This window comes from Pseudoalteromonas holothuriae (genome assembly GCF_945859825.1).
Lineage (GTDB): Bacteria > Pseudomonadota > Gammaproteobacteria > Enterobacterales > Alteromonadaceae > Pseudoalteromonas > Pseudoalteromonas holothuriae.
Map to the genome: position 1 here is coordinate 39,470 of NZ_CAMAPC010000022.1, position 12,585 is coordinate 52,054.

At 37.7% G+C, this 12,585-nt stretch carries 14 protein-coding genes; 12 read left to right on the plus strand and 2 right to left on the minus strand.

The window, feature by feature from the left end:
* Positions 1 to 148: 148 nt before the first annotated feature.
* A complete protein-coding gene (locus OCI93_RS18680) occupies positions 149 to 676 on the minus strand; it encodes an NADPH-dependent FMN reductase (protein WP_261593885.1) in 528 nt (175 codons plus the stop codon).
* Positions 677 to 820: 144 nt separating this feature from the next.
* Between OCI93_RS18680 and OCI93_RS18685 the strand changes: the two genes are divergently transcribed.
* The 4 genes from OCI93_RS18685 to OCI93_RS18700 all read left to right on the plus strand — a co-directional run bounded on the left by OCI93_RS18685 (position 821) and on the right by OCI93_RS18700 (position 3,523).
* A complete protein-coding gene (locus tag OCI93_RS18685; RefSeq protein ID WP_261593883.1) occupies positions 821 to 1,741 on the plus strand; it encodes a LysR family transcriptional regulator in 921 nt (306 codons plus the stop codon).
* Positions 1,742 to 1,804: 63 nt separating this feature from the next.
* Positions 1,805 to 2,419, plus strand: a complete 615-nt coding sequence (locus OCI93_RS18690) for a MarC family protein (RefSeq protein WP_261593882.1) — start codon at positions 1,805 to 1,807, stop codon at positions 2,417 to 2,419.
* Between the two features lie 201 nt (positions 2,420 to 2,620).
* Positions 2,621 to 3,082 carry a phosphate-starvation-inducible PsiE family protein gene (locus OCI93_RS18695; protein WP_261593881.1) on the plus strand — a complete coding sequence of 154 codons (462 nt, stop codon included), beginning with the start codon at positions 2,621 to 2,623 and terminating at the stop codon, positions 3,080 to 3,082.
* Positions 3,083 to 3,220: 138 nt separating this feature from the next.
* Positions 3,221 to 3,523 carry a DUF6172 family protein gene (locus tag OCI93_RS18700; RefSeq protein ID WP_261593879.1) on the plus strand — a complete coding sequence of 101 codons (303 nt, stop codon included), beginning with the start codon at positions 3,221 to 3,223 and terminating at the stop codon, positions 3,521 to 3,523.
* Positions 3,524 to 3,581: 58 nt separating this feature from the next.
* On the opposite strand, the gene rrtA is transcribed toward OCI93_RS18700, so the two are convergent.
* Positions 3,582 to 4,163, minus strand: a complete 582-nt coding sequence (rrtA, locus tag OCI93_RS18705) for a rhombosortase (protein ID WP_261627032.1) — start codon at positions 4,161 to 4,163, stop codon at positions 3,582 to 3,584.
* A gap of 82 nt (positions 4,164 to 4,245) precedes the next feature.
* Between rrtA and ggt the strand changes: the two genes are divergently transcribed.
* The 8 genes from ggt to OCI93_RS18745 form a co-directional block, all read left to right on the plus strand.
* The gene (gene ggt / locus OCI93_RS18710) at positions 4,246 to 6,012 is read left to right on the plus strand and encodes a gamma-glutamyltransferase (RefSeq protein WP_410007650.1); all 1,767 of its coding nucleotides are present in this window, start codon (positions 4,246 to 4,248) and stop codon (positions 6,010 to 6,012) included.
* Positions 6,013 to 6,181: 169 nt separating this feature from the next.
* Positions 6,182 to 7,876: an NAD-dependent malic enzyme gene (locus OCI93_RS18715; RefSeq protein ID WP_261627033.1), complete on the plus strand. Its 1,695-nt coding sequence runs from the start codon at positions 6,182 to 6,184 to the stop codon at positions 7,874 to 7,876.
* 99 nt (positions 7,877 to 7,975) lie between these two features.
* A complete protein-coding gene (locus OCI93_RS18720; RefSeq protein WP_261593876.1) occupies positions 7,976 to 8,785 on the plus strand; it encodes an ABC transporter substrate-binding protein in 810 nt (269 codons plus the stop codon).
* Between the two features lie 50 nt (positions 8,786 to 8,835).
* On the plus strand, positions 8,836 to 9,546 hold the full coding sequence (locus tag OCI93_RS18725; protein ID WP_261593874.1) for an SIMPL domain-containing protein: 711 nt from the start codon (positions 8,836 to 8,838) through the stop codon (positions 9,544 to 9,546).
* Positions 9,547 to 9,649: 103 nt separating this feature from the next.
* Positions 9,650 to 10,300, plus strand: a complete 651-nt coding sequence (locus tag OCI93_RS18730) for a sulfotransferase (RefSeq protein WP_261627034.1) — start codon at positions 9,650 to 9,652, stop codon at positions 10,298 to 10,300.
* Positions 10,301 to 10,380: 80 nt separating this feature from the next.
* Positions 10,381 to 10,953, plus strand: a complete 573-nt coding sequence (locus tag OCI93_RS18735) for a MiaE family protein (protein WP_261593872.1) — start codon at positions 10,381 to 10,383, stop codon at positions 10,951 to 10,953.
* Between the two features lie 290 nt (positions 10,954 to 11,243).
* The gene (locus tag OCI93_RS18740) at positions 11,244 to 11,453 is read left to right on the plus strand and encodes a cold-shock protein (protein WP_261627035.1); all 210 of its coding nucleotides are present in this window, start codon (positions 11,244 to 11,246) and stop codon (positions 11,451 to 11,453) included.
* Between the two features lie 1,035 nt (positions 11,454 to 12,488).
* Positions 12,489 to 12,585: cold-shock protein (locus OCI93_RS18745; RefSeq protein WP_261627040.1), on the plus strand; the 97-nt coding region annotated here is incomplete at its 3' end.

Genomic DNA, 12,585 nt, shown 5'->3' on the forward strand with positions numbered 1-12,585 from the left:
AATGCAGAGTCAGATTCTTAATACGTAAAATGGGGGAACTTGTGTCACTAATCAATAGCGCAATATGCAATAAAAGAAGGAAATCTGGCTTTTTTAACACTTAATTTTTTGTCAAGAGCCAAACATGGAGTTTGGCTCAGATTATTTCTTATGAACGCAGCGAAAATACCGATTCTTTAAGCTGTGCGTTCAATACGTCATCTTTTAAGACACCTTGCTCACTGTCAAATACATCGTAGAAACTTGGTACAGACAAGCTTGCTTTAACGTCCATTGCAAAAAATGGCGCAGAGCCTACTGCGCTACTTAAAACGCTTTTTGCGCCACCAGGACCTGGAGACGTAGCCAATAATAACATTGGTTTGTTTTGGTATACTTTTTGGTTGATGCGAGAAGTCCAATCAAAAATATTTTTATAAGCCGCTGTGTATGACCCATTATGCTCTGCAAATGAAACGATGACTGCGTCTGCTTCACCAATCTTTTTATAGAATGTTTGTGCATGTGTTGGAATACCCTGATCATTTTCTCTATCTGAGCTGTATATCGGCATTTCGTAATCATTCAAATCTAGAACTTCTACATGTGCGTCTTCAACTAAAGAGGCGGCATAAGTTGCCAGTTGCTTATTAATGGATTGACGACTACTGCTTGCTGCAAATGCTAAAACTTTCATAATTCTCTCCTAATTTTTTGGGAATTGATGGCAAGTTATTTTGCTACTTAAAAAAACCAACTCGCTGTATTTATTTGTTGCATAGCAGTATAGATTAAGATTCAATATTAATTAATAGGTGAAAAGTAAAGATACTGTTTCCATATGACTAATAATAAAATTTTTGATGGCGTGCTTATTTTTACCCAAGTGATTAAAAGCGGTGGCTTTGCAGCTGCTGCTCAAGCTTTAGGGTTTTCAAACTCTCATGTGAGCAAAGAGGTGAACAAGCTAGAGGCCCGTTTAGGCGTTAGGCTGTTAAACCGTACGACAAGATCCATTGCGCTGACCCCAGAAGGGGAGTTGTATTACAGTTATTGCTTACAACTTGTAAACGATGCAAGTGATGCATTTGCGCTACTAACTCACAATGATAATGAACCAAAAGGTGAATTGAAGCTGAGTTGTCCACTAGGTATAAGTCAAAGCTATATTCAGCCAGTGATTGAGCAATATTTAAAACGTTATCCAAACGTAAAACTCAATTTAGACTTTAGTGACAAGCGAATTGACGTAATTGGCGATGGGTATGATTTAGTTGTGCGAGCAGCTCCAGTACTTGAAGAGTCTAGTTTAATATGTAAACGACTTTTTTCTTGTTCTACTCATATTGTTGCCTCGACTGATTATATTGAACGCCATGGACGTCCACATCACCCTAAGGAGTTGGTCAATCATGATTGTATCTGTTATTCAAACTTAAAAGCACCAGAACGCTGGGAGTTTATTGATGTGAAAGGCAAGCAATTTATTGTTAATGTAAGGGAAAAGATCAAATCGAACAACGGTAATATGCAAGCTAGCATGGCACAATCTGGATTGGGTATATGTCGCTTGCCTGAATTTTACATTACTGATGCTTTAAGTACAGGTGAGTTACATGTGTTGTTTGAGCAGTTTCCACAGCCTCAGGTTCATGTTTACGCAATTTATCCCAGCAAAAAACACTTATCACCTAAAGTAAGGTGTTTTATTGACTTATTAAGTGAGCAACTAATTGACGACGAACTAAATTCGCTAAATTAGATAAGTTCATATAGTTTTAATTGAGGTATTCAAAAAATAATTAGTACCAGAGTAGGAAGTATAATGGATAGCCCTTTTTTACAGAACATCATCTTCTTTTTTGCGGCAATAGACCCAGTAGGTACTATCCCAATTTTTCTAGCTGTATCAGCTCACCTTCGTCAACGAGAAAAGGTTTTTATGGCAATTCAAGCCACGCTTATATCGGCAGTTGTATTAGTCTTTTTTGTAATTGGCGGTGAGCTTATTCTTACGGCTTCTGCAATTCCTTTGTCGGCATTTCAAATTGCAGGGGGCAGCATCTTATTCATTTTTGCTTTAACAATGGTATTTGGCGATGCAAAACCTGAATCTGAACTAAAATCGCTGCAAGGGCATTCTCATTCATCGGTATTTCCGTTAGCTATTCCATCAATCGCAAGCCCCGGAGCAATGCTTGCTGCAGTTATTTTAACAGAAAAAGACCGCTTTAATATTCAAGAACAGTTAGTGACTACATTAAGCATGCTTGTGGTGTTAGCTATGACTTTAGCGCTCATGCTTATTTCATTATTTTTTTCTAAGAAAATTGGTCCACAAGGCGCAGCAGTGATCAGCCGCGTTATGGGGATCATCGTCGCATCACTGGCAGTAACACACATATTGACTGGTATAAAAGCTTTTTTTAATTTGGCATAAACGTTCAAATTCATACGTGTAAATGCTTAATGTTTATTTATGCCATAAATCTAGCTTAATCATAAAACTTATCAAAGCGGTATTTCTTCTATCTGAGCCCTGTTTAGGCTATAGTAAAATATAACATATAAAGTTTATTGAGCTTCTACACGAATGTTTTTTATACTTTTTACTAAACTTAAGTAGGGTAACAAACAACACATGAAAGAAGATAAAAAGCTTAGCTCACTTGTGCATGAAGAGCTACCTCAAGAGCATGATGACCCATTTATTAGCACATTGCATGTTATCATTCGCATCGCGATTAAAGCATTGGCTTTACTAATGGTGTTAATCATATTGTGGGGGGTTGCTGATGTTATATTCGTAATCTATCAAAAGCTGATGGCTCCACCAATGTTTTTGCTAAGTGTTGGCGACTTATTCCAAGTGTTTGGGGCATTCATGGTCGTTTTGATAGCTGTTGAAATATTTATTAACATCAGGCTGTACTTGGGTACCTCTATTTTGCCATTACAACTGGTGATTGCAACAGCCTTAATGGCGATTGCAAGAAAGGTGATCATACTTGATTTTGATACAACATCACCTGAATATGTATTTGGCATAGCCGGAGTTGTGTTTGCGCTTGGTTTATCCTACTGGCTTGTTGCTAAGAAATAGCCTGATGTTTTTACATAATTCTATGTAATCTATGTTTTTGTCGCTCGTTAATAAGAAATCGGCTATCATATGCAGTAATTCCCCCTCTAACTACTGCTTTTGTCCGATAACAAATGCAGCTATTACATTGAGAAAATCATGAAAAAGACTTTTGCCTTAACACATCCAAAGCTTAAGCCTGCACGTTTAGTCGATGCAATAAAACACGAAGTTAAAAAATACCTTCGTCGTGAACGCAACAAAACTTTACCTGTTGGCGCTGACTATTGGGACTTTGATTGTCGTTTTGGCGCAACAGAATCACAAGCAGACGTGATAGCAACGAAAGAAATTAATAAATGTATTGATGAAGCTGTAAAAGCAGAACTTGACTCATTTTATTTAGAAATTTTAGCTAAGCCCGGCGTTCGAACGTCATCGATTGACGAAGACTTAGAGTAGCATTTACTCTTATGTTCAAGCAGGGGTACATTTGAGTGTACTCCTGCAAATTTGATTTTTAAGTGATATTTTTATGCCGCTTAAATAATAAAGTAAACGATAAAGCAAGCCCTCCAATAGCCCCTATTAAATGCGCTTCTATCGCAACCCGAGAGTTAATCAGTTCACCCACCTCAACACTTGGCCCTTGTATTTGCTCCCATACAAGTTTTACCCAAATACCAATGAATAGAAGTACCCCAGAGCGCACACCTACTTGAATATCCTTAAGCGCACCCCAAACAATCACACCATGCAATAAGCCACTTAAGCCCGTATAAATTATGATATCTGGACACATTAGCCAAATTCCAATACCGGTCCATAAAGCTAAAAACAAAATATGCGCAATATATTCTTTTACACTGCGATGTTCGCCATGCAATAACCAAATAAATATCACGCCTAAAGCATTTAGTGCTAGGTGGGTCCAGTTACTATGCATAAATTGACCTGTGAAAACTCGCCACCATTGCTGTTGCACAACACTGCGATCAAATTCAAGCCAAGGGTTTGCATTTATTAGCAATAATAAGCTGCATAGTGAGATTAGTATCAACGGCGGAGCTAAATATTGTTTTTGTAGAGGTAAATCAATCATATTATCTATACATTATTTTTTTGCATATTGTGCCTCTTTGCTTTTATCATGCCAATGATTTGAACAGATAAAAGTGAATATTATGAAATATGCCTATCCACTGATGGGAGTTTTACTATTCAGCGGCTGTACTTTGAACCAAAGTGCAGTTGAAACGTCGCAAAAGCGCGAAACCAGAGAGCCAGAAGCCGCAACAGGATTACAACAAAAGCAACAAGTTGTTAGTGAAAAGTTTATGGTAGCGGCTGCAAATCCTTATGCGTCAAAAGCAGGACAAAATATGCTAGCACAAGGCGGCAGCGCAATTGATGCGGCAATAGCGACTCAATTAGTGTTAACTTTGGTTGAACCACAGTCTTCGGGAATAGGCGGGGGAGCTTTTATCTTATTTTTTGATAAGAAGTTGAATCAGTTGGTCACCTTTGATGGTAGAGAGGTCGCACCAAGTGATGCAGATCATACGCTGTTTTTAAATGAGCAGGGTAAACCTGTACGCTGGATAGACGCGGTAGTAGGCGGACGTTCGGTAGGCGTACCGGGCATTTTGCATGCATTTAAACAAGCGCATGATAAATACGGTAAACTACCTTGGCAAGAGCTGTTTCAACCGGCAATCAAGTTAGCGAGTGAAGGATTTATTGTGTCAAAACGACTTAATATGCTTCTTCATAAGCGCTTTAATCCAGGGCTTGAGAAATTATCCCCTGCAAAAGAGTACTTCTACCCAGGTGGAGTACCCTTGAAAGTTGGTACAATTAAGAAAAACCCTGATTTAGCCCGACTGTATACGCAAGTAGCACAACATGGCATTAACGCGTTTTATCAAGGTGAAAATGCAAAAGCAATAGCTGAAGCAGTTCAAAACTCTTCAATAGCACCTGGCAAACTAACTCAATCAGATTTAGCAAATTATAAGAGTAAACAACGTGATGCAATTTGTATTGACTATCATAAGAATAAAGTTTGCTCGATGGCACCGCCAAGTAGTGGTGGTATTGCGGTATTACAAATTTTAAAACTATTGGAAGGAAAAAATCTGAGTCAGTACAGGGCAAACGACCCAAAAAGTTTGCATTTATTTACACAAGCCTCACGTTTGGCTTTTGCGGATAGAAATCATTATGTAGCTGACCCAGATTTTGTGGCTATACCCACAACAGAGCTACTGCAAAGCGACTACTTAGCAAAACGCGCTACGCTTATTACCGACAAAGATAATCACAATGTACCAGTAGGTAACCCAACAAAAGGTGGATTAGCCTATGCAATGGACGATGGATATGAACTGCCCTCTACCTCTCATGTATCGATTGTAGATAGCGATGGTAATGCTGTATCCATGACCAGCTCGATTGAGATGGCATTTGGTTCAACGGTTATGGTAAATGGCTACCTTTTAAATAACCAGCTTACAGACTTCTCCTTGAGTCCAAAAAAAGAGGGCCTTTGGGTAGCTAATAGAGTTGAGCCAAACAAACGCCCGCGAAGCTCTATGGCACCGGTCATGGTATTTAACCAAGATGGAAGCCTGCGTTTGGTGGTAGGTTCACCAGGAGGTAGCCGTATTATAAATTATGTTGCACAAACTATTATTGGCGTTCTAGATTGGCAATTAACACCTCAAGAGGCTATTAATTTACCCAACATTACCAATAGAAATCATTATACAACTTTAGAAAAAGGTACTGATCTTGAGAGCTTTGTTCCGTTCTTCAAACAAAAAGGCCATAAAGTACAAGTAAGAGACTTGAACTCCGGAATACATGCAATTGAGATTAAAAATGGCAAGTTATTAGGTGGCGCTGATCCTCGAAGAGAAGGGATTGTGTTAAGCGAAAACCAACAATAACCATAGGTTTGTAAACTAGATTAAGTTATAATGTACGGCCCAGTTTACGCACTTTTAAGTGTATTACTGGGCTTTGCATTGGTCTGATGTGCGCGAATTTCATTGAAATTTAACCACATTAGGCAATAATGAACTCTCAGCCTATAAAAATGTGTCAAAACTTGTAAATATGACTAAACAAACTGATCCAAACTATTTGTACATCCCTTATTCTGGTCCAAATCTTTTAGAAACGCCTTTACTAAACAAAGGCAGTGCCTTTAGCCAACTAGAACGTGAAAGTTTTAATTTAGCTGGTTTGCTTCCACCTCGTTATGAAACTATTGAAGAGCAAGTTGAACGTTGTTATCAGCAATACTCTAGTTTTAACGACAATTTAAACAAGCATATTTATCTTCGCGCTATTCAGGATAATAACGAAACGCTTTATTATCGTTTAGTGCGCGATCATTTAGAAGAAATGATGCCTATTATTTACACTCCGACAGTGGGTGATGCTTGCGAAAAGTTTTCAGATATTTACCGCAGCTCACGTGGCTTATTTATTTCTTATGAAGAACGTCACCAAATAGATGATATTCTTCGCAACGCAACCAAAGGCAAAGTAAAAGTTATCGTAGTAACTGATGGCGAGCGTATTTTAGGTTTAGGTGACCAAGGTATTGGTGGCATGGGCATTCCAATAGGCAAGCTTTCTTTGTACACTGCATGCGGTGGAATCAGCCCTGCTTATACTCTGCCAGTAATGCTTGATGTGGGAACCAATAACGAGAAACTGCTAGCAGATCCTATGTATATGGGAGCTCGACACAAGCGAATTAGCCAAACAGAATATGACGAATTCTTAGAGCTATTCATAAACGCAGTTAAACGTCGTTGGCCTACAGTGTTATTACAATTTGAAGATTTTGCTCAACCTAACGCGATGCCATTACTAAAACGTTATCGCAATGAAATATGTAGCTTTAATGATGATATTCAAGGCACTGCTTCAGTCACGGTAGGCTCCTTATTGGCAGCGTGTCGCGTTAAAGGTGATAAGCTATCTCAGCAGAAAGTTGTATTTGTAGGTGCAGGTTCTGCAGGTTGTGGGATTGCAGAGCAGATTATCAGCCAAATGATTGCCGAAGGTATCTCTGATGAGCAAGCGCGTAATCAAGTTTACATGGTTGATCGTTTTGGCTTATTAACTGAAGGCATGGAAAACCTACGTGATTTCCAAGCTGCATTAGTACACAGTAAAGATGCGCTTAGTGACTGGTCATACAGTGGTGACTTCGCGTCGTTACTTGATGTGATGCACTGCGCTAAGCCGGATATTTTGATTGGCGTGTCAGGTCAACCAGGATTATTCACAGAGCAAGTTATTCGTGCCATGCATAATGGGTGTGAACGGCCAATAATTTTTCCATTAAGCAATCCATCTCGACAAGTTGAAGCGCATCCGAAGGATGTAATTGAATGGACTGATGGACATGCGATTGTAGCTACAGGAAGCCCGTTTGCACCCGTTGAATTTAACGGCTCTACATTCCCAATTCCACAATGCAACAACAGCTATATTTTCCCTGGCATTGGCCTTGGCGTAATCGCATCAAAAGCAACTAGCATTACAGATGCAATGCTTATGGTCTCAAGTGAAACATTAGCTGAGTCATCACCTTGGGCCAATACTGGCAAAGGAAGTTTGTTACCTGCACTTGTAGAGATTGAACCATTAAGCAAGCGCATTGCTTTTGCAGTAGCTAAAAAGGCAATGGAGGAGGGGGTTGCACTAGAAATGTCAGATGATGCAATATGGGCTGCCATTGAGAGAAACTACTGGTTACCAGAGTATCGCAACTACAAACGTTGTAGTATTTAAATAAACATTGAAGCCAGCAAAAATGAAAGCTGGCTTTTTTATATCTATACTTAAATTTGACCAAGGAGGCAAAGCATAATTTAAGCACTCGGAGTAAATATGAAGTATCTGATACTTATTGTCTATGTGTTTACAGTAAAGTGTCATGCATTGGTTATTGACTTAGCCTCTGATTATGACACATCAATAAGCTATGGGCCCACTGATGTAGCAATGACATTGCTTATCAAAGTACAAAATAAGTTAGATGGAAAGCTTATTTTTAATCATATTGCTGCTAGTAGAATAAGAGAGTGGAGAGAGCTTGATAGTCACCCATCAACTTGCCTTTACAATAAAGCTAAAACACCTCAAAGAGAACGCCAAGCCATATACGGCAAGTACCCTTTGATGGCATTCCCTGCTAATAGATTAATCATAAACGGTGGACTATCACTTCCTCAAACTATTTCTATTGAAGACGTTATTTCAAAATATGGCTTGCAACTGGGCATCGCAAAAGGTCGCTCCTATGGAGAAGGGGTTGATAATATACTCGCACAAAAAAAACATCATATATTCTCAAACGAAGGGGCTAATAGCTCTATTAGACTAAGAAAAATGCTTTTACAAGGCAAGGTAGATGCAATTATTGAGTATGCGCCGGTATTTCAAAATGAGTATCCAAGCGAATCACAAAGTGGCGAGATAACGTTTCACAAAATTGCAGGTGCAAAAGAAGTTACTTTTGGTTACATAGTATGTGCCGACTCAGAAATAGGACACCAAGCAATTAAATTATTTGACGATGCGATGCGTGACCCTAAACTACAATCTGATATTGTAAAATCACATGAAGGATTATTCTTTGAACAAGAAAGCGCCATCATCAGGCAGGCTTTATTAGATGAATTTCTTGTTCAGGAGTGATTAATAAAAATATGGTTCAATAGAATCATCAGTTAACAAAGGAATTCACTATGCGTGTTATAAGCTTATTAATAGCTTCATTATTTTGTGCAAGTTCAATCGCTTCATCATTACCTGATGATCCTCATCTTTATGTACAAGGGTTAGCTAAAATACAAGTACAACCTGACAGGGCAACTATCAGAGTTGCTATCAGTGAAAAAAACAAACAGTTAATAACAGCAAAAAATAACGTTGATGGTGTAATGGCCAAAGCAATAAAACTTGCTAAGCGATTTGACATAAAAAGTGATGATATTCACGCTGAACAGCTTAATGTTTATAGGCAAACTAGATATAACCGTAATACTAATGAAGAGGTTTTTGAAGGGTTTAAAGTAACACGTAGCTTAACTCTGACATTAAAAAAAATACAAAGTTACCCCGAATTACTTCAAGAACTTGTTGATGCAGGCATAACAGAATTTAACAATACCGAATTTAGTGTGAGTAACCATGACGAATTAACTAATAAGCTAAAGCTAAAAGCAATAAAAGATGCAAAGTCTGCAGCCAAAGAGTTAGCTGCTGAATTTGAGGTACAAATCGATAAACTATATTCAGTGTCTTTTTCACCGCTCAGCGTACCAACGGTGCCTTATTTAAGGCAGGCGTCAGCAATGACAATGATGGACTCAGAGTCTGGTAACTATAAAGAAGCGTACAACACAGGTGCCATTACGATTGATGCCCAAGTTTACGCTGTTTATCTCATTAAGTAATCACCATTTTAACTGGGCACCAGTTTGGTGCCTATCGTCATTGTTCGTCTTTTAGTATACTTGTTGCTTTAGCCTTGATAGGTATTTGGGTTTACAGTGTATTATGAGTAGTAAAATATTTATTGTTGGATTACCAAGAACTGGCACAACGAGTGTTTGCATTGCGTGTTTAAATTTTGGCTTCAAAACTGCTCATACAGCCTATACCAAGCAGGCATTTCAAAATGCTCAGGTAATCGCCGACACACCAGTATTTAATGATTATCAACTCCTCTCTAGCGCTTTTCCAAAGAGTCGGTTTATTTATCTAGAGCGAGATTTAGATCTTTGGTTACCCTCAATATCTCAGCTTTTATCACGTATGGAGATAAACTTATTACGTCATGATGGCGGGTTTAATGACACTATAAAACGCTGTTTTTTGAATACGTTTAATAACTTAACACCTAGCTTGGCAAGCGATTTTGATTATCTACAAAGCTGCTATATGAAACACAAACAAGACGCTGAGGCATTTTTTGCAAAACAAGGGGCTGATAATTTAACTCTCAACGTAGCCTCAAGTAATGCTTTAGAACAATTAAGTTGTTTTTTAAACACCACAATTACAGACCCTATTCAAATGCCTTTTACCAACAAAGGCGGCAAAGTAACTGCTTGGAATAACATTCGCCACTCATTAAAAGTTGAATCAACAAGAAACGGAAAAGTTGATAAAGACGCTTTGCTGCTAAATCAATTGGCAAAATCATAGGGCCAAAAGTGCACAGACTTTGCCTGTGTACTTGAATACGATAGAATGCAGGTAATCGTAAGCGACCTGAGTACTCCACCATGTTTGAACTTAAATACCACACTCCATTTGAATGGACGCATAAAGTACTTGAAGACTTTGGCACATTTTTACAAGATCATGCCGCAGCCGAAAAGAAGGCGTCAGGTATGGCAATGTCTATGTTAAGTCATTATCCAGATAGAATTAAGTTAGTTAAAGCCATGGCTGACTTGGCAATAGAAGAAATGATTCATTTCAAGCAAGTGCTTAAGCTTCTCACTGAACGTGACATTATTTTAGGGAATGACCAAAAAGATCCATACGTTAAAAAAATTCGAGCACTATTTAGAAATGGAAAAGACGAATTTTTAATTGACCGTTTATTAGTTGCTGCAGTAATAGAGGCACGTGGCCATGAACGTTTCTCTTTGGTAGCCGAAGCATTGCCACAGGGAAAAGAAAAGGACTTTTATGTTGCCATTGCAAAGTCAGAAGAAAAACATAAAAACTTATTTGTTGAGCTTGCTTATGAGTATTTCGATAAATCAACTATCGACGCACGTTTAGAGGAAATATTAATTGCAGAAGCACAGATCTGCAGTGAAATTCCGTTTACCGCAGCACTACATTAATATTATAAGTTAGTTTGAATGCTCAGTTTGGTATGTGACTGAATAGATACTCGCCAAACTGGTTAAAAAATAACAAACCACAGAAATAACTGAAAAAATAAGTTGACTCATTCTTAAAAATCTATATAGTTAGTCACAGCTTAAAAGTAAGACCTTTATACACTCCATTTCGAAGCGTTATTATAAGTACCTCGTCCTGTAGTTTTTAAATATCATTTATTTTTTGTGCTATTCCGTCTGACTCTGATGATAGTCAGCATTTTAATTTTTTAATTTACAGGATAGATATTATGTCTAACACAGTTACTGGTACCGTTAAGTGGTTTAATGAATCTAAAGGTTTTGGTTTTATCGCTCAAGAAAATGGCGCAGACGTATTTGCTCATTTCAGCGCAATCAAAGGCGATGGCTTCAAAACTCTTGCTGAAGGTCAACGCGTTGAATTCACTCTTGCTACTGGCCAAAAAGGTCCTCAAGCAGAGAACATCGTTCCACTTTAATTTTAAATAATTAAGTGAAACAAAAAAGGCAGCTATAGGCTGCCTTTTTTAATATTCAAATTTCAGAACGATATTCTTATATAACCCCCTCTCAGTTCCATAAAGCTTAAATAACCATTACATTACTTATTACCATTAACTTAGGCTTTTTCATAAAGTGTTCAAGTTTATAAATTCATCTTGTAGCTAATGGACTAGCAAGCAAATTCCTGTAAATGCTAATTACTACAAGTTGTATTAAATAAATGACCAAAAATTGCTATAGATCAGAGGTTTAGTAACCAGAGAAATGTCTGCTATGTCGTTATTCTGCAAGAGTTATTTTAACGCAGTTAATGAGTCGTTTAGCCAGCTAGAATGCTCCATGTTTTAATAATCTAAATATCATTTAAGAAACTGAACTTAATGCCTGTTACAAGATCCGAATTTTTGCCCAAAAAAATTTGGAAAAGGTACGGACATGATTAAATTCTAATTCGTTGAGCGTTTTATCAGCAACCCTAAATTGAATGTATAGTCAATTTTTGCTTTGTAATTGGAGAACGAAAAGAATTCAAATTCTCCGTCGTTTCAGGCTGAGCAGTTGTGACTTATGTGGGTTGTGATGATTCATCAGCACTTTGGGCAGTGTCATTCGGGTATTTTTCTACATTATCACCTGACTTACATAGAATAACTAGCGATGCAAGTTCTGTCTTGAGGAAACACCTGAATGACTGCGGTAAAAACATACAGCAAAGATCAACACGCCTAATTATTTATAAAACTTATTTTAAACCAATATGATAGACATTTAATTTTTGCGTTGATTAAAAATACAAACTCTAGATTTAAGAAATAAAAGCTATTGACTTAAAAAAATAAGTCTGTATAGTTTGTCACAGCTTAAAAGTAAGACCTTTATACACTCCATTTCGAAGCGTTATTATAAGTACCTCGTCCTGTAGTTTTTAAATATCATTTATTTTTTGTGCTATTTCGTCTGACTCTGATGATAGTCAGCATTTTTAATTTTTAATTTACAGGATAGATATTATGTCTAACACAGTTACTGGTACCGTTAAGTGGTTTAATGAATCTAAAGGTTTTGGTTTTATCGCTCAAGAAAATGGCGCAGACGTATTTGCTCATT